Genomic DNA, 22,424 nt, shown 5'->3' with positions numbered 1-22,424 from the left:
TCCCTTCGTGATGCGACCCCAAACCGCAAACCGGTAACGGCTCGAACGGCCGTTCGTCCCGAAATGGTTCGACGGGTTTAAGTTCCGCATGCGTCAAATTCGGGTGAGACAGGCATGGCCTGTTTCACTGACCCGTAGGAGCATTCCTGCGTACTACGGAGGTGAACGATGGCAAATAATGAGATAGAGCAAGCAGTCTCTCGCGCACTCGAGGACTCCCCTGAGCGGAATTTCCGCGAAACGGTGGACCTCGCAATCAACCTGCGCGACCTCGATTTAAACGATCCGTCGAATCGTGTAGACGAGAGTATCGTACTCCCGTCTGGAACCGGCCAAGACACCAAGATTGTCGTTTTCGCGGAGGGTGAAACCGCCCTTCGTGCCGAGGACGTCGCGGACGACGTTCTCTCGGGCGACGACTTGGAAGACTTGGGCGACGACAACGACGCGGCAAAAGACCTCGCGGACGACACGGACTTCTTCATTGCCGAGGCGTCGATGATGCAAGACATCGGTCGATACCTCGGTACCGTCCTCGGTCCGCGCGGGAAGATGCCGACGCCGTTGCAACCCGACGACGACGTCGTCGAAACAGTCAACCGGATGAAAAACACGGTCCAGCTTCGGAGCGGCGACCGACGAACGTTCCACACGCTCGTCGGCGCGGAAGACATGTCCGCGGAGGACATCTCCGAGAACATCGACGTTATCGTTCGACGTCTGCACTCCAACTTGGAGAAAGGCCCGCTCAACGTGGATACCATCTACGTGAAAACGACGATGGGACCGTCGGTGGAGGTAGCCTAGAATGTCCGCAGAAGCCGAACGCAAGACAGAGACCATTCCGGAGTGGAAGCGCGAGGAAGTCGCTGAGCTGACGGATTTCGTCGAGAGCTACAACAGCGTCGGCGTCGTCAACATCACCGGCATTCCGAGCAAACAGCTCCAGAACATGCGCCGCGGGCTTCACGGAAGCGCGGAACTCCGCGTCAGCCGCAACACGCTGGTACAGCGCGCGCTCGATTCGGTCGGCGATGGCTTCGAGGACCTCGAAGAGTACGTCTCCGGCCAAATCGGCCTCATCGGCACGAACGACAACCCGTTCGGGCTGTACAAGGAACTGGAAGCCTCGAAGAGCCCGGCACCGATTTCGGCAGGCGAAATCGCCCCGAACGACATCCTCATTCCCGAGGGAGACACGGGTGTCGACCCCGGACCGTTCGTCGGCGAACTCCAGCAGGCCGGTGCATCCGCACGGATCATGGACGGCTCCATCCACGTGACCGAGGACAGCCTCGTCGCGGAGGAAGGTGACGAGGTTTCGGAAGAGCTCGCGAACGTTCTCTCCGAACTCGGCATGGAGCCGAAAGAGGTCGGTCTCGACCTGCGCGCCGTCTACTCCGATGGCGTCATGTTCGAGTCGGACGAGCTCGCCATCGACGTGGACGAGTACCGCACGGACATCGAGACGGCTGCGGCCTTTGCCCGCAACCTCTCGGTCAACGCGGTGTATCCGACCGAACGGACCGCACCCCTGCTCATCTCGAAGGCGACCGGCGAGGCCAAGAGCCTCGGTCTGCAGGCCGCCATCGAGAGCCCGGACGTCGTGCCGGACCTCGTGAGCAAGGCAGACGCGCAACTGCGCGCACTTGCCGCACAAATCGACGACGAGGACGCGCTGCCCGAGGAGCTTCGCGGTGTCGAAGCCCCGGCGACGGGCGGCGCGGCCGAGGAAGAAGAATCGACTGACGAAGAAGCAACTGAAGCCGAGCCTGAAGACGATGACGACGATGACGACGACGACGAAGACGCAGGAGCAGGCCTCGGCGCTATGTTCGGATAACTAACAATGGAATACGTTTACGCTGCACTCATCCTGAACGAATCGGGCGAAGAGATCAACGAAGAAAACCTCACGGACGTCCTCGACGCTGCGGGCGTCGACGTCGAAGAATCCCGCGTCAAGGCGCTCGTCGCCGCACTCGAAGACGTGGACATCGAGGAGGCCGTCGAACAGGCCGCCGCCGTCCCCGCTGGTGGAGCGTCCGCCGCTCCCGCCGGAGGCGACGACGAAGGCGCCGACGAAGCCGAAGAAGAGGAAGCCGCAGAGGAAGAAGAAGAGGACGACGAAGACGAGGACGCCGGTGGCGAGGGCCTCGGCGAACTCTTCGGCTAAACGCGACACTCCCAACTCGAAGATTTTCTTTCGCGCGTTCCCCCGCCAGCCACTGCTAACGTTTACATACGAAGACGGGACCACTCCGCCTCGATGGAGGCGTTCGGAACGCGATTCCTATTCGACCCGGCGACGACGGTGACGACGCTGGCGTTCGTTCTCGGCGGCGTCGGAATCGGGACGATAAGTGGGCTGACGCCGGGGATTCACGTCAACAACCTCGCGCTGTTGCTGGCATCGGTGGCGACGTCGATAGCCGGGCCGCCGAAACTCGTGGGGGCGGCCATCCTCGCCGCGGGCGTCGTCCACTCGTTTCTCGATGTGGTTCCAGCGCTCGCGCTCGGCGTCCCCGACCCGGTGATGGCGGCGAGCGCGCTCCCCGGTCATCGGCTCGTCATCGAGGGGCAGGGACGGGAGGCGATTCGACTGTCGGCGCTGGGCAGCGGACTCGCAGTGGCCGTCGCGGTTCCGCTCGCCATCCCCGTAACGATGGTGATGACGGACGCGTATCCGTTCCTCCGCGCTCACCTCCCGTTGTTCCTCCTCGGAACGACCGGGTTTCTGGTACTCACGGAACCCACGAGACGGGGGCAAGTCGGCGGTGTCGTGGCGTTTTCCGCGAGCGCGGTGCTCGGAATCCTGTCGCTCCCGCTGTCGCCGACCGCGCCGCTCGGCGTCGGGAGCGTCCTCACGCCGCTGTTCGCGGGACTGTTCGGCGCGCCCGTCCTCCTCGATGCGATGGGTGGGGCGGGCGTACCGGACCAGGCGGGGGCGACGCTCACGATGCCGCGACCTCTGCTTCTCCTGACGGTGCTCGCGGGGTCGTTCGCCGGAGCGATCGTCGGCTATCTGCCCGGCGTTTCGAGCGCGATTGCCGCCGTCCTCGCGCTCGCGTTGGTCCCGAACCGCACCGAGGCGCGCGGGTTCATCGTGGCGAGTAGCGGCGTCAACACGGCCAACACGATTTTCGCGCTCTTCGCCCTCGTCTCGCTCGACACGCCCCGAACGGGCGTGATGGTCGCCCTTCGAGAGACGAACGCGCCGCTCGACCTTCCGGTGCTCCTCGTCAGCGCCGCCGTCGCCGGAATCGTCGGGTTCGTTCTCGTCCTCGTGCTCGGCGACACCTACCTCGAAACGGTCGGCGGGATGGACTACCGACGACTGTCCGTCGCCGTCCTCGGTCTGTTGGTCGCGGCTTCGTTCCTGTTCGCCGGTGTCATCGGAATCGGCCTGTTCGTCTGCAGCGCCGTTCTCGGCCTGCTCCCGCCGCGACTGGGGTGTCGGCGCGTGCATTTGATGGGGGTGTTGATAGGGTCGCTTATCGTGGGTGTGTGACCACGAGACTTTTGCCGCTCGGTTGTCAACCCGGCAGTATGATTCCCCTGTTCGGTCCGGTTCCCGGTGGCGCGGAACTGATCGTCATTTTCATCACGGCTATAATGCTGTTCGGCATACCGTTGACCATCTTCGGTGGCTTGTTTCTGCTCTACCGTCGGGCGGGCGGGAGCAGAGCGACGAAGGAAGACGTGGACGAACTCAAAAACGAGGTGGCGGAACTACGAACGGAACTCGAAGGGAACGACGAAACCGAACGGCAGGAACGAGACCGAGAGCGGGAGCGATAGAGAACTCACTCGAACGTGCGGGTCACGCGCGTCACTCTCATCTCATCACCTCGAGACAGCGGCCGAGGAACGTGTTTTGCACCGCGGATGCTTCGAAGGAGGTCCCCGCCGTGTTCCTGAAGGACGATTACGAGTTCCTTCGACTCAGTGGCTATTTCGCTCACGAAAACTATCTACCGGCGCATTCACAGACGTAATCCTCCAACCTTTCTCAAGTATCTTCGGCGAAAATTAGGCAGAGAGTTCAGCGACGAGGCGGTCCTGTAACGTCTCCCGAATCCGGTGACTCGTTTCGGCGGTCGTGCGGACTTCGACGACGTTCGTTCCCGAACTATCGAGGGAATTCGAAAACGCGTCCCGAAACGCGGGAAGCGTCTCGACGCGTTCGAAGTCCAGTCCGTAGAGGTCGCCCGTCGCCGAGTAATCGAGTCCGTGCGGCGTTCGGAACTGGTCGGTAAACGGCGGGTCGAAGGATTCGATCGGGAGCATGTGGAAAATGCCCCCGCCGTCGTTGTTGATTTCGACGATGGTCGCGTCCACGCCACAGCGTTCGAGCGCGAGCAACCCGTTCATGTCGTGATAGTAGGCGAGGTCGCCGGTGACGAGGACGAGCGGGTCGTCCGTCGCGCTTCCGGCACCGAGCGCCGAACTGATGATACCGTCGATACCGCTCGCCCCTCGGTTACCGAGCACCGTCACGTCGGCGGAGCGGGGGCGGGCGAACCGGTCCAAATCCCGAATCGGCATGCTGTTGGAGACGAACAGCGTCGTCGGGTCGGGAACGAGCTTTGCGACGGCCGCGAGCAGGTTGCCTTCGAAGTGCTCCGCTGAGTCCGCCACGAGCGACCAGTGTGCGGACTCGGCGCGTTCGAATCGCGCCGTCCACGTCTCGTTCGCGCTTTGCGGTTCGAGTTCGTCGGCGAGTCGGCGGGCCAACCGCGTCGGGTCCGCCACGAGGAGGTCCGTCGCGGTGAAGGTGGCTTCGCGCCACCCGCCCGCCGGGTCCACGACGAACTGTCGGCTTTCGGTACGTTCGAGGTATCGACGAAGGGTTTTCGATGTCGGCGACGCGCCGAGCCGAATCACGACGTCGGGGTCGGGCCACGCCTCGGTCACGTCGGGAACGAGGTACGAGTCGTAGCCGCCGACGATGGCTCCGTCGTGTCCGAACCGATGCCCCGAGAGCGGGTCGGCCAGCACGGGAAAGCCGGTCGCGTCGGCCAGCGCCGCCAGCGCGGAGCGCTCCGGAGTCGGTCCGTCCGCGGGACCGGCCACCAACAGACCGCGCTCGGCGTGGCGTACGGCATCGACGAGTCGGGAGAGCGCGTCGGAATCGAGTTCCGGGACGCCCTGTGAGACAGTGACGAACGGACCGTCACGACCCTCGGCGGCGATCGGGTTGTCGGCCTCGAACGAGTCGGGAACGTCGCCCTCGACTTCGACCGGTTCGAGCGGCTTTCGGAACGGGAAGTTCAGATGGACCGGACCCGGCGGCGTCCCGGTTGCCGACCCGAGCGCGCGGGCCACCGTCGTCCGTAGGTAGCGGAGCTTTCGCCCGGTCGCTTCCGGTTCGGCCACGTCTGTGTACCAGCGAACAGCGTCGCCGTACAGTTTCTCCTGATCGACGGTCTGGTTCGCGCCGCTGTCGCGGAGTTCCGGCGGTCGGTCGGCCGTGCAGACGAGCATCGGGACCCGCGCCCTGTCCGCTTCGATGACGGCGGGATGGAAGTTCGCCGCCGCGGTCCCCGACGTACAGACGATGGGGGTCGGTTTTCCGGTCCGTTTCGCCCGGCCGAGGGCGAAGAAGGCCGCCGACCGTTCGTCCAGATGGGAAAACACCTCGATGTCGTCGTGTTCGGCGAACGCGACGGTCAGCGGCGTCGAGCGACTCCCGGGAGCGAGGCAGACGGCATCGACGCCCTCGGCGGCCAACTCGTCCACGAACGTTTCGGCCCACAGTGTGTTTCGGTTAGGATACGTCATTCGAGTTCGTTCAGAATCGGCAGGAATTTCAGCTGTACTTCGTCCCACTCCGCTTCCGGGTCGCTGTCGGCGACGATACCGTTTCCGGCGAAGAGGGTCACGCGGCCGTCACCCGTCACGCCGGAGCGGAGACCGACCGCGAACTCCCCGTCGCCGTCGGCGTCGAACCACCCGACCGGCGAGGCGTACCACCCGCGGTCGAAGCGTTCCGTCTCCCGGATAGTTCGCATGGCGTCCGCCAGCGGTAGTCCGCCGACGGCCGGAGTCGGGTGCAGAGCCTCGACCACCGAGAGGACGTGCTCGTCGTCGTCGAGTTCAGCCGAAATCGGCGTCTGAAGGTGCTGGATGTTGGACAGTCGTTTGCATCGCCGGTCGCCGACCGTGACCGACGATGCGAGTGGTTCGAGTCCCTCGCGGATCGTTTTGGCGACGAGTTCGTGCTCCTCGCGGACCTTCTCGCTGTCGGCGAGTTCCGCGGCGAGTTCGTCGTCCTCCTCCGGCGTCTCTCCCCGACCTACTGACCCGGCGAGCGCCTCCGTCTCGACCGTCTGTCCGCACAGCGAAACGAGGCGTTCCGGCGGCGCGCCGAAGAAGCCGTCCGACGAAGAGGGCTGGATGAGAAACCGGTAGCATTCGGGGTACGACGTTCGCAACCGTTCGAGGATGTCCGGCACGTCGATGGATTCGGCGAGTTCGACCTCCAACGCGGTTGCGATGACCACTTTCTTTAGCTCCCCTTCCCGGATTCGTTCGGTCGCGTGGCGTATCTGTGAACACCACTCGTCGCGTGCCGTCGCGGGGTGCGTCGATTCGATGCCCGGCGAGTCGCCGCTGGGACGCATCTCCGGGAGCGCCTCTATTTCCGTGCGCATCTCGGAGAGCGTCTCTTCGACGGTCGCTTCCGCCGTATCGCGGGCGGACACGGAGAGCCACGTTTCGTGCTCGGTTCGCGTCAGTTGGACGCGGGGCAAGACGAACTCCGCACCGGGGAACCCCTCCCACGGAGGAGAGGGTTCGTGTTCCGTGCTGAACGAGAATCCACCGAACAGACGGGGACGGGCGGCGTCGGGGCCGTCGTCCCGGTCGACGTCTTCGAAGAGTTCGTCGGCGCGTTCTCGAATCTCGTCGAATCGGCGTTCACCGTCCGCGGTGAGACGGGCAACCGCGCCGCTCGCGGCGATTTCGAGTCCATCAGACGACGTCCAGTAGAGACGCGGTGCCGCCCGACCGGCGAGAAACGAGCGAAACGAAACGTCGGGAACTCGGCACGTTCGAGTTACGAGCGGAGAACCCGCCGACAGTTGACCGTCACGGTGCGGTGGCATTTAATGGAAACTCGGGAACGCTGACCCTTCAGCCTAACTATATCGCTCCTCGTTCCACGGGTTCGCGGTGTTGGAGTACCCTCGTTTCTCCCAGTACCCGCGCTCCGGTTCCGTGAGGAACTCGATTCCGTCCACCCATTTCGCCCCCTTGTAGGCGTACTTGTGCGGCGTGACCACCCGGAGCGGCCCGCCGTGCTCGCGGGGAAGCGGGTCGCCGTCGTAATTCCAGACGAACAGCACGTCGTCGCGCAGACAGTCGTCGAGCGGGAGGTTGGTCGTGTAGCCGTCGAGGGCCGAGAACATGACGTGAACCGCATCCCCGTCCACTCCGGCGAGTTCCGCGAGCGTCGGGAAGGTGACGCCCGTGAACGCGCAGTCGAACTTGCTCCAACCGGTGACGCAGTGGAAGTCCTGTTTTTGCGTCTCGTTCGGCAGGTCCCGAAACTCCTCCCACGAGAGGGTACGTTCGTTCTCGACCGCGCCCGTGACCGAGAACTGCCACGCCTCGGGGTCCCACTCCGGGGTGCTCCCCTTCGAGAGGACTGGAAATTTGCTCGTCTCGCGCTGTCCCGGCGGCAATCGCCGTCCGTCGAACTCACGATGGACGTCCGTCTTGTCCGTAACGCTCATGGTCGAACGCTGGGGAGCGGGAAAGGTAGATGTACCGACCGCGGCCAGCCGCGGGGGTAAGGTCGGGCTAGTCGCCGGGTAATCGTCGTATCCTCGACTGGGACGAATTCGCCGCCCAGTACCGACTGAATAACAAAGACCGACGTGACACAACGGACCGTCGCATGTCTCAGACAGAGCAACAGCCGGAAGCCCGAGAACGCCCGGTGATGGGTGCGGCACAGGAATCGACGAGCGACATCGCGATACTCGCGTCGGCGGCATCGGTGCTCCTCTCGTGGCACCAGTTCTTCGTCAGGGGGAACCGCGAGCGCGGACTCTTCATCGGCCTCTGGCCGCCGACCATCCTCGCGTTCGCGAGCTACTTCAACCAGAAACGAATGGAACAGCGAATGGAGTCGTTGAAACCGAGCAGCATTATCAACTCGCTCGACCAGATGTTCGGCAATCGGTGAGTCCAGAGGGACAAGTTTTCGTTTCTCTGGCCCCAGAGCCGGACGGTTTTTCTGGAAAGACAAATGTGTGCCCTTTTTAGAAAATTTGATTTCTTGGATTCAGAAACAGTGTTTTCAATTCCCGTACTATCTACCCGTCAGACTTAAGAACACCCCTCCCGAAGCCCACAATTGTTCCAATGCCAAAGGTAGAGATTACCGTCCCAGAGCACCTCGAAATGCAAATCGCCCAGATGGTCGACCAGGGCGAGTTCGTCAACCGTGAGGAAGCCGTCGAGGACTTGCTCGCAACCGGTCTCAAGGCATACAAGACCAGTGGACCGATGGACAACGATAGAGAACCGGGACTCGAAGATGAGGGGATGATGGGTCACGAAGACGAGTACGTCTTCTAACGGACTGTGCCCTCGACGTGTGAATAGTTCTCAGAAACTCTTAAACCGACTAACTTCTAATGGCCGTGCATGCATAAGGACGAGCTTTTGGAGCTGCACGAGCAGATGGTGACCATCATGGAGTATTTTCGTGAACAGGACGACGTTCCGACCGGCGCGTTCGACGCATACGACCAACTGGACGTCGACCCCTCGCACGTTCACAAGTCCAAGAGCGAACACAAACACGCCGTCTTCGTTCTCGGAAACTCGCTCGCCGACGTCATGAGCGACGACGAGTTCAGCGAAGCGGGCCGTATCGGCAAGCGCATGGAAGAGCTCGCCGACGACGCCGAACAGAAAATCTGATTTTCGAACGACGCTATCGCCGGTTCGATGATTCGAACGGCGCGACCACTCCCCGCTCGAGACGCTCGTGCGAACGGTGTCTCACAAAAGCTCTCTCGCCTTTTCTCACCCCGTACTTGATGCGTGGACTCGGCTAACCCGAAAGTATTTGAGGGGGATTCCGTTTTGACGTAATATGGATGCGCGCATAGTCGAGCAGATAACCGAGTGGAGCTCTCGTCCGTTCTCCGGTGGGCTGGAGACGCTCCACGCGCTTGCCGACGAGGAGTTTTCCGGTGCGGTCAAAGCGGGCGGGGCGTGGCTGTTCATGTTGAACGGCCGCGTCATCGGCGTGTTTGATGGCGAACTCGATACGTTCGAGGGTGCCGACGGGACGCTGTTCGACGCCCCACACCCCTCGCTTCCGCTGTTGTTCAGCATGCAAGAGCGAGGTGGAAAGACGCAAGCGAAGTACTACACGAACGATACGCCCCTCCAGGAGGCGAGCGAGACGCTCGGGTCGAACAATTTCACGGGGTACATCGAACTCAGCGAGAACGTTCTCAGCGGCGACTACTACGTGGTCTACCACGCCGGGCGGTCGATGAGCGCCGCCTACGTCGGACAGAGCGAACAACTGGTCACCGGAGACGAGGCGTTCGAGCGGGCGAACGACGAGGTGGGGATTTACGAGGTCGTCGCGGCGGACGTGGACATCATCGAACTCCCGGAGCCGACAACGCCCGAACCGGAACCCGAGCCGGAGCAGTCACCCGCGCCGTCCGAGCCTGACGAGTCGAGTTCGTCGGCGGAGCCGGACGGGACGAGCGATCCCGAACCGTCGGCGGACGAAACCCAGCAGTCTCCCGCATCGACGGCGAACGAGGGACCCCGGTCGCCGACCGAAACGGAACCCGACCAACGACCGACCACGGAGACCGCGGCTGACGCCACCCGCCAGCCGACGCCCTCGACCACCGCGACCCCGACATCCGGCCAGTCGGCGGAGGCGAGCACACAATCGGCACCGACGCCGAACGCGTCGAGCGCCGAGGATGCCGAAAGCGATAACGGTGGTGGGGTATCCGACCCCTTGTCGGACGAACAGCAGTGGCAGGAAACCACGACGATTCCGTCGTTGGACCCCGAGAAAAGCAGTTCGTCGAAGTCCCGCGACGCGGGCGTCAAACAGCGACGGGCCGCTCGGCAGACACCGCAACGCCAATCCGCACAGCGACAGCCCACGCCGCAACAGTCGCCCCGACGCGGGAAGTCGAGCAGGGCGAAGGAGATAGAGGCCGAACTCACTGCGCGCGCGGAGAGAATAGAGGCGCTTCAGTCGAAACTCGCACAAACCGAAGCGGAGCGCGACGAACTGAAATCGGAGCGTGACCGACTCGAAGCGCGGGTCGGCGAGTTGGAGGACGAACTCGAAACGCTTCGGGAGCAGAGTCCGGGCGTTACCGCCGAGCGCCAGTTGACCCCCGAACAGGCGCTCACGCAGACGAACTTCTTCGTCCGCTACGGCTCGAAAGGGAAGGGCACCCTGTCCGACGCCGCGGCGGGCGAAGCCAGCCGCGAAACCATCGAGTCGAACCTGCAACTCGAACACCACACGCAGTTCGATACGGCGGGCGTCGCGGTCGATGGACGGGAGTTCGAGGCGTTCCTTCACGACTCGATGGAGTACAAGTTCGTCTCGTGGCTCGTCGTCGACCTCCTGTACGAGATTCTGGAGACGGGACACCAGCGCGGGTTGAAGGACCTGTTCGAAGCGATTCAGAAGATAGATCGCGTCGAACTACACGGAGCACTGGTCGCCGAAGACGAGGAGGGTGGAGAGTCGGAATTCCCCTTCGACGTCATCCTCCGCGACAGGATGGGTAACCCGCTCGTCGTGGCCAACATCAACGACTCGCGCGACCCCGCGACCGGCAAGATGATGGGGTCGCTGGTGGACGCGGCCAGCAGCGTTTCCAGCGCGAGCGACGAACTCAGCGCGGCGTTCCAGGTCACGAAGAGCTTCTTCGAACCAGCCGCGTTGGAGACGACCGAGGATGCGACCAGCGGTGGACTGTTAACGCGGGAAAAAAGAGAGAGTTTCGTCAAGCTATCCCGCAAACGAGGATATCATCTGTGTCTGGTGGAATCACGAAACGGTGAATTCCACGTTACGGTTCCGGAACTCTAGTTTTCGGCTTCGGCTTTCTCGCCGATCTTCATCGAGTCGAGTTTGTTCGTAATCTCGGAGAGTTTCTCATCGAGTTCGGAAACGAACTCCTCGGTGCGGTCGGTCGTAATCGCACCTTGGTTGGAGGGCGAGATGAGGTTTTCTTCTTCGAGAACTCGCAGCGAGTAGCGAACCTTGTGATGGGGGTACCCCGTCTCGTTCGACATCTTCACGATGCCGATAGGTTCGTTCTCAATGACCATTTTCAGGACCTGCAAGTGGCGTTCCAGCATATCGACTTCCTTCTCCAGTCGATCTATCATGGCATGTGTTAACTTGTCTTAGAGCCTTTTAAAGGTTATTGTCCGCATCGCAAGCAGAAACGTAGAACAAAGCTTTCTCTTGAGACGAGTTAACACTTCCGAATCGTCCGTCAGAATGTCGTCGAAATTGCTAGAATCGGCGGTCGGTCGGCACCGAAATACACACGTTCGTGCATTGTCTCGCTTCGAAGACCGTAATCGGTTTACGAGGTGCGGGAGAAATCACCTCCGGTATGACCGTAACCATCGTCGGTTCACAACTCGGCGACGAAGGCAAAGGCCGCGTCGTAGACCTCTACGGCGCGTCCGCTGACGTTGTTGCCCGCTATCAAGGCGGCGACAACGCAGGCCACACCGTCGTCGAGGGTGGCAACGAATACAAGCTCTCCCTCGTTCCCAGCGGCGTCGTCCGCGGCAAGGTCGGCGTCCTCGGGAACGGCTGCGTCGTGAACCCGGACACGCTGTTCGACGAGATAGACACGCTCCGCGAGCGGGGACTGGACCCCGACGTTCGACTCGCGCGCCGCGCGCACGTTATCCTCCCGTACCACCGCGTCCTCGACGGTATCGAGGAGGACGTGAAAAGCGACTCGGACCGCAAGGTGGGAACCACGGGTCGGGGTATCGGCCCGACCTACGAGGACAAAGCCGGTCGGCGCGGCATCCGCGTCGGCGACCTGCTCGATTCCGAACTCCTCCGCGAGAAGCTCGAATACGTCGTCCCCCAAAAGCGAGCACTCGCCGAGAAGGTCTACGGCGTCTCCATGAACGAAGCGATTGAAGACTCGTCCGACGGCCTCGAAACCGGCGAAGCGTTCGACGTTGATGCGCTCCACGAACAGTACGAGCGCTACGGCGAGCGCCTGAAAGAGGAGAACATGACCGTCGAGGCCGGGGAGTTCCTCTCATCGCGCCTCGACGCTGGCGACGGAGTCATCTTCGAGGGTGCACAGGGTACCCTCATCGACATCGACCACGGTAACTACCCGTACGTCACCTCCTCGAACCCGACCGCGGGCGGGGCCGCCACGGGAACGGGTCTCAGCCCCGGCGTCATCGGCGACGGCGACATCATCGGCATCGTGAAAGCCTACCTCACGCGCGTCGGAAGCGGCCCGCTCCCGACCGAACTCGGCGGCGTCGTCGGTGACACGCCCGACTACGACGAACAAGGGGCGGGCAAGAACGAGGACCTCGCCGAGTACATCCGCGAGGAAGGTGGCGAGTACGGTACCGTCACCGGCCGACCGCGCCGGGTTGCGTGGCTCGACATGCCCATGCTCCGACACGCCGCCCGCGCGAGCGGCTTCACCGGTCTCGCCGTCAACCACATCGACGTGCTGGCGGGCCTCGACGAAGTGAAAGTCGGATACAGCTACGATGTCGATGGCGAGGAAATCTTCACAATTCCTGCCACGACCGAGCGCTGGGGTCGCTGTGAGCCGAACTTCCGTTCCTTCGACGGCTGGCCGGAAGTGAACTGGAGCGAGGTCGCTGACGAGGGCTACGACGCGATTCCGGAGAACGCGCGAACCTACCTCGAATACATCAGCGACGAACTCGACGCGCCCATCTACGCCGTCGGTATCGGCCCGAGCAGGGAGGATACCGTCGTGCTCGAACACCCGTTCGAGAACTGAGCGACGCCTCTCTCTTTCTCCGTCTACCGCTGTATCGGTACAGCTACCGTCCACTTGGAGCGCTCGCTACTCTATTCCATACCGGTGTCGCGGTCAAAAAATCCCCAAATAATCGTATCAACGGTACCCTGTTAGCAGCCGAGGTAGTCGCACCAGATCTGAAGACCAAATCCAAACATCATTTCTCACCTCCATCAACACAATCCAATAATATAATATTAAAAATTTCTATTATTTACTAGTATAAAGTATTGAATATTATGTTTTGTCGGTTAGTTTGAAGGACGGAACAGACGGTCGAGGGACAGTATCGACATCGTTTGGATATCGACCGGTCACGCCGTTTGGAGGACGGCGCGACACCTCCCGCGGTTCTGCAGTTCGGATACCCGTCTCCACGGGTTCGAGGATGATTCGAGGATGCGTACTTCGCGCGTCGAGAGGGACGATGGTCATCTGACAGCCATATGGTAGTACTGCCACCGGTCGTCGAACGAATGTGGTACCGCGAGTCGCTACCGTCGAACCGCACAACCCGTCACGCTTTTTGCCTCCCCCTTCGTGGACTCGGGCATGAAGAAATCCCTGATGGACATCATCTGCTGTCCACTGGACAAACAGGAACTCGAACTCGACGCACGACAGGAAGAGGACGAGGAGGTCATCTTCGGGACGCTCACCTGCACCGAGTGCGGCGAGGAGTACCCCATCGAGGACGGCATCCCGAACCTCCTGCCGCCAGACATGCGAGAGGCCTGAATCTTTTAATAGTTGAGTATTTTACTCTAACCCAAGAGGGAGGTGCACTGTGTCCGAAACGTTGTTAACACACATCAACCGCGACGGACTTCATCACATCGACGTAGCACCGTCGTTCGAAACCGACGACTCGTTCAGCGTCTCGCTCGCAAACCACGGCGCGCCGATTCACGTGCACCTCCATTTGGACGATAACCTCTCCGACGTGGCATCTCTGTCCGCGGGGAACCACTATATCGAGGCCAATTCGACGGAGGCAGTGCCGATTACGGTTCACGACGGTCCCGCCCGCGGAAAGTTGAAAGTCGTGACCGGATACGGGGCCGAAACGGCCTACGTGGACGTCGATATCGCCGAAATAGACCCCGAGAAAGACTCGATACCGGTGGACGAATCACTCTCGAAACCGCGACAGAAACCGGTTCAATCGGATACCGATGCGTCGGAGCTGGCGCGAAACATCCCGCTCATCGTCCTCGGCATCATGGCGCTGGTGCTCGTTCTCGGCGTCGGCGTCCTCGTCGATTGGGTCCTCGCGCTGTTCGGCGCGATTACGGTGCTGGTCGGTATCGGCGTCGCGGGGTATTTCCTCGTCCGGTAATCGTATTCCTTTTTCCCGCGCTTCCCGTGCTGGTCGGTAATGTCACTCGCAGAAGCCACCCGAAACGCCGTTCGGCGACGGCCGTTCCTCCTTGACGCGCTCCGTGCGGACGTGGTGAACTACACCGCCGCCGCGCGGTTCCTCGCGGACGAAATAGACGTCGGCGACGACACCGACGCGGTTTCGACGGCGCTCTCGCGGTTCGCCGACGAACTGCCGACGTACGAAATCGACTCGCGGGACGCCCGCGTCACCATGCGAAGCGGCCTGGGTCGAGCGGACGACCCGGCCGATTCGCTCCTCGTCGTCGGCGACGCGGGATTCGCCCCCGACTCGGGGTCGTTGACCGGCGTCATCGCCGCCGGTGACGTGGACTGCGTGGCGTTCTCCGCCGTGCTCGCCCGGCTCGTGGCGGAGGACGTCGGAGTCGTCGCGGCCGGGGTCGCGGAGTCGCTGGTCGTCGTCGTCGAGCGCCGCGACGGCGCGAACGCTGTCCGGTTCGTCGAGGATGCGCTGGACGCCGTTCCCGAACGGGACGATTGAGGCGGTTGGTGTCGCTTCCGACGATTTAAAACGGTTGCTGGCACTACCGTTCCCTATGACACTCTTCGTAACGAACACGCTCACGGGCGAGCGGGAGCCGTTCGAACCCGGCGACCCCGATTCCGTCCTCCTCTACTACTGCGGGCTGACCGTCTCGGATTTCGCACACCTCGGTCACGCGCGGGGGTGGATTCACACCGACGTGATGCACCGATGGCTCGAACACCTCGGCTACGACGTCCACCACGTTGAGAACTTCACCGACGTGAACGAGAAAATCACGGCGCGCGTGGGCGAGGACGACCTCGGCGACGACGAGGCCGACGTCGCTCGTACCTTCATCACGCAAGTCATCCGCGACATGCGCGACCTGAACCTGAAACGCGCCGACGTGTATCCGCGCGTCAGCGAGCATCTCCCCGAAATCACCGACCTCATCGAGACGCTGGTGGAGAAGGGCTACGCCTACGAATCCAACGGCTCGGTCTACTTCGACGTCACGACCTTCGAGGACTACGGCAAACTCTCGAACCAGAAGGTCGAAGAGATGGAAGCGCAGGGGGAGGACGACGAACGCGGAGAGAAGCGCCATCCCGGCGACTTCGCCCTCTGGAAGGCCGACGGCGTGAGCGAGGGTTCCGTCGAGGGACACCGCGACCCCGACACGGAGTACGCGGTGTCCCACCCGTCCGGCCAGACGTGGGACTCCCCGTGGGGCGAGGGACGTCCCGGCTGGCACATCGAGTGTTCGGCGATGAGCATGGAACACCTCGGCGAGACCATCGACATCCACGTCGGCGGGCAGGACCTCGTGTTCCCGCACCACGAAAACGAAATCGCCCAGAGCGAGGCCGCGACCGGCCACCAGTTCGCCCGCTACTGGCTCCACGTCCGTCTGCTCGAAACCGAGGGCGAGAAGATGAGTTCGAGTTTGGGCAACTACTCCACCGTTCGCGGCGCGATTTCGGAGATCGGCGCGAACGCCGTCAGGATGTTCCTCCTCTCCACCTCCTACGCCAACCGCCAGACGTTCAGCGACGAAACGGTGAACGAGGCCGTCGAACGGTGGGACCGACTCTCGGACGGCTACGACCGCGCAGTCGAAGCCCTCGACGGCCCGGACGCGCGAACCAAGGTCGAGGACGACGAGTTGCGCGAAGCCGTCACCGAGACGCGCGAGAAGTTCGCGGACGCGATGAACGACGACTTCAACACCCGCCGCGCGCTCGCCGCCCTGCTCGACCTCGTGACGGCGGTCAACCGCCACGCGGATGCGCACGAGGAGTACGACTACGACGGCCTCAAATCGGCCGTCGAGACGTTCGAGAAACTCGGCGGCGACGTGCTGGGCTTCTCGCTCGGCGGAGAGGCGGGCGGCGACGTGCGACTCGCCGAAGACCTCGTGGAACTCGTCCTCGATCTCCGCGAGGGCGAGCGGGACGCCGGGAACTACGACCGCGCTGACGCGCTCCGCGACGACTTACAGGCGCTCGGCGTCGACGTTCAGGATTCCGATTCCGGTCCTTCGTTCAAGCTCCCGTAGCCATCGGACTTATACTGGGGGGTTGAGTATCGGGGATAGACATGAACCGGAAACTGATTGCAGGCGCGTTACTGGCGACGCTCGTCCTTACGAGCGGTTGTCTCGGGTTTATCCTCGGTGACACCCTCGAAGTCAGCGCCACGAAGGCGACCGTCGGCGACAACGCGCTGTCGCAAACGGGCTACGAAAAAGCGAAGGTCGAATCCCTCGACGCGAAACGGACGTTCGAAGCGGCGGGCCAGAGCCGCGAGGTGAAGGTGACGAACTGGGTCGCACAGTACGAGAAGACCGTCGGCATCGATGGCGTCGCGGAAGGAACGGCGGCGACCTTCGTCGTCGTCAGCAGTCCCGACGTGAAGATAGCGTCCAAATCGTTCAACCCGCTGTCGAAGTTCGACAACCGGGATCTCGTCGAGAAGTTCGTGTCGGGGTACGGGAACATCCACGACATCCGAACCGTCGGGTCGGAGAACGTGACGGTACTGGGGACGAACACGAAGGTCTCCGAATTCACCGCGACCGCCAGGTCGCACGGCGTGAACGTCGATGTGACGATTCAGGCGACCAAGCTCAAACACGACGGCGATTACATCGTCGTGCTCGCGGTGTACCCGAAGCGGCTCGACGAATCCGATAGCGTCTCCAGCCTGCTCTCCGGTATCCAACACGACGGCTAATCGGGCAACATTTTTTCTCCCTTCTGTCGGTACGGACGGTATGAACCGAACTCTCGTTTCGGGACTCGGCCTCACCGTCCTCGGAGTGGTGGGGTACCTGATCGGTCTCTCCGCGCCGTATCCGGGGCGCGCGTTCTCTATCACGGGAATCATGGTCGGCATCACGCTCGCCGCCATCGCCAACGCGGCCGAACCGGAGGACGTCCAATGACCGTCGAATCGCTCCGGTTCGCCGACGGCGAAGTCGAGACGGTCGAGGACTTCCAATCCGCGCGCGCCGAATCCGGTACCGTCTGGGTGCGGGCGAGCGAGGCCACGCCCCTCGAACTCGAACGCGTCGCGGGAGCGTTCGACATCCACCACCTCTCCATCGAAGATATCAGAAACGAGATTCGACCGAAGACGGAGGAGTTCGAGGGCTACACGTTCGTCCTGCTCAAGACGGTCGAACTCGCCCGCGGAGAAACCACCTTCGAGGAGGAGACCCGCGTCAAACCGGTTGGCGTGTTCGTCGGCGAGGACTGGCTCGTCACCCTCTCGGAGTACGACATCGACGCCGTTTCGCGCATCTGGCGGGCCGCGCTCGACGGCGACCGGCGAATCGTCGGACGCGGACCGGACTTCACGGCGTACCGCGTCTGTGACGGTATCGTGGACGGCTACTTCGCGGCGCTCGACCAGATAGAGGAACAGATAGAGGCCGTCGAGGAGGCCGTCATCAGCGACACGAGCATCGAGACGCTGGAGTCGATAAACGGCGTCCGGCGGGAACTGCTCGCGTTCCGCAAGCTCGCGTGGCCGACCCGCGAGGCGGTGGGCTACCTCGCCCGCGGCGACCCCGAGGAGGTGCGCCCGGAGACGGAGAAGTACTTCCGCGACGTGTACGACCACCTCGTCCAACTCGTGGACTTGACCGAAACGTACCGCGATTTGGCGGGCGGCGCGCGCGACATCTACCTCAACATGCTCTCGGTCTCGACCAACGAGGTGATGAAGAAACTGACCGTCGTCGCCACCATCGTCCTCCCGCTGACGCTCGTGGTCGGCGTTTACGGCATGAACTTCCAAGACGGCCCGTTCAACATGCCCGAACTGGGTTGGACCTACGGGTATCCGGCGGTGATGCTCGGGATGTTCCTCATGAGCGCGATTCTGGTCGTCTACTTCCGAAAAGCGGGTTGGTTGTGAGTCACGGGGCGAAATCCGAGAGGTTGGCCTGCACCCCGGAGACCATCTCTGACTTCCGGCGGAGCGAGTTCATCGAAATCGGGAGCTGCGGGACGATTTCCCGAACCGCTCTGTGGAACGATTCCGCCTCCCCGAACCGACCGTCGAAGGCGTTTCTGACGCTCTCGCGCACCTGCCAGACGCCGACGGGTGCCCAGTAGTCGTCGCTGACCTCGCGGAGGACGAGGGCCTTGGCCTGTCGGCCGATGTCTTCGAGGTGTTCCAGCACGCCGAGGCGGGAGGCGTAATAGGCCCCGGCGGTTTCGTCGACGTAGCTCGTTCTGCCCTCGAAGCCCTCGTGGGCGCTCCCCATCCAGATGTCGCCGGTCGGCGAGGGGTTCCAGATGCTGCCGGGGGCCTTCATCTCCACGAGTTCGAATTCCCACTGACCCGGCGCGAGAATTACCCAGTAGCGGTTACCCATGTACTCGTTCACCCAAACCTGCGTCTCGTCGATGCTCGGCGCGTTTCGGATGCGTCCGCGGAGATACTGCCCGACAGTATCATCGACCGCCGTAATCGACCACCGGGTCGGGACGAGCTTTCGGTTCTGCCCCCGTCCCAACGCTCCCGCCGAGAGGATGGTGTTGATATCGTACACGTCGAACCCGCGGCGGTACAGGTAGTTCATCGCGCCTTGGGCCTGCCAATCGTCGTCCTCCAGCGTCTTCTTCACGGCGCGCGGGACGTGCGGGTTCTCGGTTAAATCCGCCGAGGACGCGCGGGCCGTCGGGCCGGTCGGCGTGGCGATGTCGTCCACGTTCACGTCCAAGTCGAGTTTCTCGGTCAGGCCGATTTCCACGTCCACCGGCCGGTCGGCGATGGCGATTTCGCGCTGGACGCCGACGAACCCGTCCCACACGTCGTCCACGTTCACCTTCGCGGAGCGGTTCGAGTTCAGCAGACCGGTTCGGTATTGGAGGACGTTGTCGATGTCGAGGCCGCGCTGGTACCAGTCGCCGCTCGTGGCGAACTCGGAGGCGTTCTCCTCGGCACCGACCGGCGAGAGGATGCCGGTCGAGACGTTCGGGTAGGACGACCGGCCGACGAACACCGAGGGCGAGGTACTTCCGAAGAGCGAATCCCCCTGTGCCACTTCGGAAAACCGGTCCTCGAAGTCGTCCACGTAGTCCAGAATCTCGTAGGACTTCTCCTCGGCCAGACGGCGGCGGCGCTCCTCCTCGTCCGGGTGCAAATCGTCGATATACTCGTCCAACCGCATCCACGGAACGTAGGGAAGCGAGAGGCTTCAACGTTCGGCAATCGGCCGGAAACGGCCGCCGGGAACGCGTTGGCAATCGCTCGAAAGGGAGAAAAACGGAAGGATGACGCGGTTAGCTGTGGATTCCCATAGCTTCTATCTGTTCTTGATACCGGTTGCGGATGGTGACCTCCGTCACCTGTGCCACGTCGGCGACTTCGCGTTGCGTCTTCTTCTCGTTGCACAACAGTGAGGCGGCGTAAATCGCGGCGGCGGCGTAGCCGGTGGGCGATTTGCCGGACAGCAACCCCTCTTCGGCGGTGGTTTCGATGATGTTGTTCGCCTTCGACTGTACCTCTTCGCTGAGTTCGAGTTCAGAACAGAACCGCGGAACGTATTTTTTCGGGTCGACCGGTTTCATCTCCAGACCGAGTTCTTGGGAGATGTATCGATACGTTCGTCCGATCTCCTTTCGTTCGACCCGTGAAACCTCGGATATCTCCTCCAGACTTCGTGGAATCCCTTCCTTTCGACAGGCGGCGTAGAGCGCGCTCGTCGCCACGCCCTCGATGGACCGACCCCGAATCAAGTCCTCCTTGAGTGCCCGTCGATAGATAACCGATGCGACCTCTCGTACCGACCGCGGGACACCCAACGCGGATGCCATGCGGTCGATTTCTGACAGGGCGAACTGGAGGTTTCGCTCGCCCGCGTCCTTCGTTCGGATGCGTTCCTGCCACTTTCGCAGGCGGTGCATCTGACTGCGTTTCTTGGAAGAAATAGACCGACCGTAGGCGTCTTTGTCCTTCCAATCGATGGTGGTCGTCAACCCCTTATCGTGCATCGTCTGCGTCGTCGGCGCTCCCACGCGCGACTTCTGCTGTCGTTCCTGATGATTAAAAGCACGCCACTCCGGGCCGGGGTCGATCCGTTCCTCCTCGACGACCAACCCACAGTCGTCACAGACCAGTTCGGCGCGGTCGGTACTTTTGATCAACGTTTCGGACCCACATTCAGGACAAGCACGCTCTCCCTCTCGTTCGTTCGCCGTTTGCTCCCCTTCGAGTTGGCGCTCCCGCTGGCGAGTGGACCGTGTCATCGCACTTTTATAGTAGTAACTCCCAAACATTTAAACCCTTGGGCAAAACCTATATATACTTGACACACGGTCACATACCGCTTCCGCGAGACCGGAACCTGTTTACTCGAACACGGACGAGTGTCGGCAATGCCAGTCATCGAGTGTGACGTGGACGAGGCACGCCGGACGCTCGCCGACGCCGGGGTCATCGTCTCGGACGGCAAATCCGAGTACGAAGAGTGGCGGGCGAGACACGGCGACGCCGTCGCCATCGCATACGACGACAAACTCGTGATTCAGGGGGCGAATCCGCAGGACATCGAGGCGATACTCCGCGACGCTGGGGGGCACGCCTATCTCTACTTCGACGGTGCCAGTCGCGGAAACCCCGGCCCGGCGGCGACCGGGTGGGTCATCGTGACGAGCGACGGAATCGCCGCGGAGGGCGGAACGAGAATCGGACGGGCGACGAACAACCAAGCCGAGTACGAGGCGCTCATCGAAGGGCTCGAAACCGCCCGCGACTACGGCTTCGACTCCGTGGACGTGAAAGGTGATTCCCAGCTCATCGTCAAGCAGGTGACGGGCGCGTGGAAGACGAACAACCCCGAACTCCGCAAGCACCGCGTTCGCGTCCGGGAGCTGTTGGAGGAATTCGACAAATGGTCCCTGAAACACGTTCCGCGAGAGGTAAACGAACGCGCGGACAAATTGGCAAACGAGGCGTTAGACGATGGCTGAACTGCCGGACGACACGATTTCGGAGGCGGAACGATTGACCCACCTCGCGCGCGACCGCGAGGGCGAAGAGGCAGAGCAATATCGTGCGGAACGGACCCAGCTGCTCGAAACCCACGGTTTCGTCGCACGGATTCGGGAAGAGGACACCAGAACCGTACTGGTCCTCCATCCCGAGGAGTGGGTCGAGGGCGGAACCATTCGCGTCGAGCGAATCGAGGACACGGACCGCGCGGTCGAAATCCCGCTGACGGGCGCTGGCGACCCGGACGATTGGGACGAAATCGACGAGCACAATCGCGCCGTCGCGGCGCGAGTTCGAGAGGAATACGGCGACGTCCACGGTGCGAACGCCGAGGCCTTCGCGGACTTCATGGGCAATCACTACGCGCGACCCGTCGAATCGGCGACGAGCGACGAAGTGGACGAGTTCCTGACGGAGTACTTCCCGCGGAATGCGTGGCCGACTTCGGAACAGAAAAAAACGGTAAAAGAATCGGTCGAACTCGTGTTCGAGTGCGTTAGTCGTACTGCTCGATGAGCGCGCGGACCTTTTCGGCACGCGCGTCGTCGGTGATGAACTTCGAGAGCGACCACGCGAACGCGTCTTCGACGGCTTCGAGACCGGCTTGGGTCAGACCGTACTGGTTGGTCCGCTTGTCGAGTTCGCTCTTCTCGACCAGCCCCCGCTCGACCAGCGTGTCGAGGTTGGGGTACAGGCGGCCGTGGTTCACTTCCTCGTCGTAGTAACTTTCGAGTTCGCGCTTGATAGCGAGCCCGTACATCGGTTCCTCGGTGAGGACGATGAGGATGTTACGCTGGAACGCGGTGAGGTCGCGAGCGGTACTGCTTTCGGTGAGTGTTTGTGCCTCTGACATTGGCTTTGACACGACGAAATATGTAACCGAGATATTTAACCCTTCTCAAGTTTCTTGGTGTTTCTCCGTTCTTTCGTTCGATTTTAATACCCAACTGCCACTCATGGATTGTGGAAGGGTATCACAC

At 62.3% G+C, this 22,424-nt stretch carries 27 protein-coding genes; 19 read left to right on the top strand and 8 right to left on the bottom strand.

Annotation, left to right across the window (positions count from 1 at the left end; genetic code table 11):
• Positions 1-168: 168 nt before the first annotated feature.
• From V5735_RS04765 to V5735_RS04745, 5 genes are all read left to right on the top strand, one after another.
• Positions 169-807, top strand: coding sequence for a 50S ribosomal protein L1 (locus V5735_RS04765; RefSeq protein ID WP_007978600.1), 639 nt, complete (start codon positions 169-171; stop codon positions 805-807).
• Position 808: 1 nt separating this feature from the next.
• Positions 809-1,843 carry a 50S ribosomal protein L10 gene (locus V5735_RS04760; RefSeq protein ID WP_423745307.1) on the top strand — a complete coding sequence of 345 codons (1,035 nt, stop codon included), beginning with the start codon at positions 809-811 and terminating at the stop codon, positions 1,841-1,843.
• Positions 1,844-1,849: 6 nt separating this feature from the next.
• Complete coding sequence (gene rpl12p, locus V5735_RS04755; RefSeq protein WP_007978602.1) at positions 1,850-2,176, top strand: 50S ribosomal protein P1; 327 nt, start codon at positions 1,850-1,852, stop codon at positions 2,174-2,176.
• A 93-nt stretch (positions 2,177-2,269) separates the two neighbouring features.
• Positions 2,270-3,511, top strand: coding sequence for a tripartite tricarboxylate transporter permease (locus tag V5735_RS04750; RefSeq protein WP_423745306.1), 1,242 nt, complete (start codon positions 2,270-2,272; stop codon positions 3,509-3,511).
• A 38-nt stretch (positions 3,512-3,549) separates the two neighbouring features.
• Positions 3,550-3,801, top strand: coding sequence for a hypothetical protein (locus V5735_RS04745; RefSeq protein ID WP_423745305.1), 252 nt, complete (start codon positions 3,550-3,552; stop codon positions 3,799-3,801).
• A gap of 5 nt (positions 3,802-3,806) precedes the next feature.
• Here the strand turns inward: V5735_RS04745 and V5735_RS04740 are convergent, their stop codons facing one another.
• The 4 genes from V5735_RS04740 to V5735_RS04725 all read right to left on the bottom strand — a co-directional run bounded on the left by V5735_RS04740 (position 3,807) and on the right by V5735_RS04725 (position 7,739).
• On the bottom strand, positions 3,807-3,965 hold the full coding sequence (locus V5735_RS04740; RefSeq protein ID WP_423745304.1) for a hypothetical protein: 159 nt from the start codon (positions 3,963-3,965) through the stop codon (positions 3,807-3,809).
• A gap of 67 nt (positions 3,966-4,032) precedes the next feature.
• Positions 4,033-5,784, bottom strand: coding sequence for a 2-succinyl-5-enolpyruvyl-6-hydroxy-3-cyclohexene-1-carboxylic-acid synthase (gene menD / locus V5735_RS04735; RefSeq protein WP_423745303.1), 1,752 nt, complete (start codon positions 5,782-5,784; stop codon positions 4,033-4,035).
• A complete protein-coding gene (locus tag V5735_RS04730; RefSeq protein WP_423745302.1) occupies positions 5,781-7,109 on the bottom strand; it encodes an isochorismate synthase in 1,329 nt (442 codons plus the stop codon). Before V5735_RS04730 ends, menD begins: the two co-directional genes overlap by 4 nt.
• 33 nt (positions 7,110-7,142) lie before the next feature.
• Positions 7,143-7,739 carry a sulfite oxidase-like oxidoreductase gene (locus V5735_RS04725; protein ID WP_423745301.1) on the bottom strand — a complete coding sequence of 199 codons (597 nt, stop codon included), beginning with the start codon at positions 7,737-7,739 and terminating at the stop codon, positions 7,143-7,145.
• A 209-nt stretch (positions 7,740-7,948) separates the two neighbouring features.
• Between V5735_RS04725 and V5735_RS04720 the strand changes: the two genes are divergently transcribed.
• The 4 genes from V5735_RS04720 to V5735_RS04705 all read left to right on the top strand — a co-directional run bounded on the left by V5735_RS04720 (position 7,949) and on the right by V5735_RS04705 (position 11,107).
• Complete coding sequence (locus V5735_RS04720; protein ID WP_007978617.1) at positions 7,949-8,194, top strand: hypothetical protein; 246 nt, start codon at positions 7,949-7,951, stop codon at positions 8,192-8,194.
• A gap of 179 nt (positions 8,195-8,373) precedes the next feature.
• Complete coding sequence (locus V5735_RS04715) at positions 8,374-8,589, top strand: DUF7120 family protein (RefSeq protein WP_007978619.1); 216 nt, start codon at positions 8,374-8,376, stop codon at positions 8,587-8,589.
• A gap of 69 nt (positions 8,590-8,658) precedes the next feature.
• Positions 8,659-8,937 carry a UPF0058 family protein gene (locus tag V5735_RS04710; protein ID WP_007978620.1) on the top strand — a complete coding sequence of 93 codons (279 nt, stop codon included), beginning with the start codon at positions 8,659-8,661 and terminating at the stop codon, positions 8,935-8,937.
• Between the two features lie 175 nt (positions 8,938-9,112).
• Positions 9,113-11,107, top strand: a complete 1,995-nt coding sequence (locus V5735_RS04705) for a DUF7527 domain-containing protein (protein WP_423745300.1) — start codon at positions 9,113-9,115, stop codon at positions 11,105-11,107.
• Here V5735_RS04705 and V5735_RS04700 read toward each other — a convergent pair.
• Complete coding sequence (locus tag V5735_RS04700) at positions 11,104-11,409, bottom strand: hypothetical protein (protein WP_007978624.1); 306 nt, start codon at positions 11,407-11,409, stop codon at positions 11,104-11,106. The genes V5735_RS04705 and V5735_RS04700 overlap by 4 nt on opposite strands.
• A 233-nt stretch (positions 11,410-11,642) precedes the next feature.
• On the opposite strand from V5735_RS04700, the gene V5735_RS04695 reads away from it, so the two are divergent.
• From V5735_RS04695 to corA, 8 genes are all read left to right on the top strand, one after another.
• Positions 11,643-13,049, top strand: a complete 1,407-nt coding sequence (locus V5735_RS04695) for an adenylosuccinate synthase (RefSeq protein WP_423745299.1) — start codon at positions 11,643-11,645, stop codon at positions 13,047-13,049.
• Positions 13,050-13,622: 573 nt separating this feature from the next.
• Positions 13,623-13,808, top strand: coding sequence for a methytransferase partner Trm112 (locus V5735_RS04690; protein WP_026177693.1), 186 nt, complete (start codon positions 13,623-13,625; stop codon positions 13,806-13,808).
• 49 nt (positions 13,809-13,857) lie between these two features.
• On the top strand, positions 13,858-14,409 hold the full coding sequence (locus tag V5735_RS04685; RefSeq protein WP_423745298.1) for a DUF7524 family protein: 552 nt from the start codon (positions 13,858-13,860) through the stop codon (positions 14,407-14,409).
• Between the two features lie 39 nt (positions 14,410-14,448).
• Complete coding sequence (locus V5735_RS04680) at positions 14,449-14,952, top strand: DUF7523 family protein (protein ID WP_423745297.1); 504 nt, start codon at positions 14,449-14,451, stop codon at positions 14,950-14,952.
• Between the two features lie 55 nt (positions 14,953-15,007).
• Positions 15,008-16,495, top strand: coding sequence for a cysteine--tRNA ligase (gene cysS / locus V5735_RS04675; protein ID WP_423745296.1), 1,488 nt, complete (start codon positions 15,008-15,010; stop codon positions 16,493-16,495).
• A gap of 41 nt (positions 16,496-16,536) precedes the next feature.
• Positions 16,537-17,172 carry a DUF6517 family protein gene (locus V5735_RS04670; RefSeq protein WP_423745295.1) on the top strand — a complete coding sequence of 212 codons (636 nt, stop codon included), beginning with the start codon at positions 16,537-16,539 and terminating at the stop codon, positions 17,170-17,172.
• A gap of 40 nt (positions 17,173-17,212) precedes the next feature.
• Positions 17,213-17,383 carry a hypothetical protein gene (locus V5735_RS04665; RefSeq protein WP_007978637.1) on the top strand — a complete coding sequence of 57 codons (171 nt, stop codon included), beginning with the start codon at positions 17,213-17,215 and terminating at the stop codon, positions 17,381-17,383.
• Positions 17,380-18,360, top strand: coding sequence for a magnesium/cobalt transporter CorA (corA, locus tag V5735_RS04660; protein WP_423745294.1), 981 nt, complete (start codon positions 17,380-17,382; stop codon positions 18,358-18,360). Before V5735_RS04665 ends, corA begins: the two co-directional genes overlap by 4 nt.
• A gap of 1 nt (position 18,361) precedes the next feature.
• Here the strand turns inward: corA and nreA are convergent, their stop codons facing one another.
• Together nreA and V5735_RS04650 are read right to left on the bottom strand one after the other, a co-directional pair.
• Entirely contained in the window at positions 18,362-19,621 is a 1,260-nt protein-coding gene (gene nreA, locus V5735_RS04655; protein ID WP_423745293.1) for a DNA repair protein NreA, read from the bottom strand.
• Between the two features lie 112 nt (positions 19,622-19,733).
• Positions 19,734-20,699 carry a transcription initiation factor IIB gene (locus tag V5735_RS04650; protein WP_423745292.1) on the bottom strand — a complete coding sequence of 322 codons (966 nt, stop codon included), beginning with the start codon at positions 20,697-20,699 and terminating at the stop codon, positions 19,734-19,736.
• A gap of 129 nt (positions 20,700-20,828) precedes the next feature.
• Here V5735_RS04650 and rnhA point away from each other — a divergent pair, with 129 nt between their 5' ends.
• Both rnhA and V5735_RS04640 read left to right on the top strand, forming a co-directional pair.
• Positions 20,829-21,422: a ribonuclease HI gene (gene rnhA, locus V5735_RS04645; protein WP_423745291.1), complete on the top strand. Its 594-nt coding sequence runs from the start codon at positions 20,829-20,831 to the stop codon at positions 21,420-21,422.
• Positions 21,415-21,960, top strand: a complete 546-nt coding sequence (locus V5735_RS04640) for a DUF7108 family protein (protein WP_423745290.1) — start codon at positions 21,415-21,417, stop codon at positions 21,958-21,960. Before rnhA ends, V5735_RS04640 begins: the two co-directional genes overlap by 8 nt.
• Here V5735_RS04640 and V5735_RS04635 read toward each other — a convergent pair.
• The gene (locus tag V5735_RS04635) at positions 21,941-22,297 is read right to left on the bottom strand and encodes a PadR family transcriptional regulator (RefSeq protein ID WP_423745289.1); all 357 of its coding nucleotides are present in this window, start codon (positions 22,295-22,297) and stop codon (positions 21,941-21,943) included. The genes V5735_RS04640 and V5735_RS04635 overlap by 20 nt on opposite strands.
• Between the last annotated feature and the right edge of the window lie 127 nt (positions 22,298-22,424).

Source organism: Haladaptatus sp. SPP-AMP-3 (assembly GCF_049568665.1).
GTDB lineage: Archaea > Halobacteriota > Halobacteria > Halobacteriales > Haladaptataceae > Haladaptatus > Haladaptatus paucihalophilus.
Note: the sequence above shows the minus strand (reverse complement) of the source record. Positions and strands in the feature narration are given on the sequence as shown.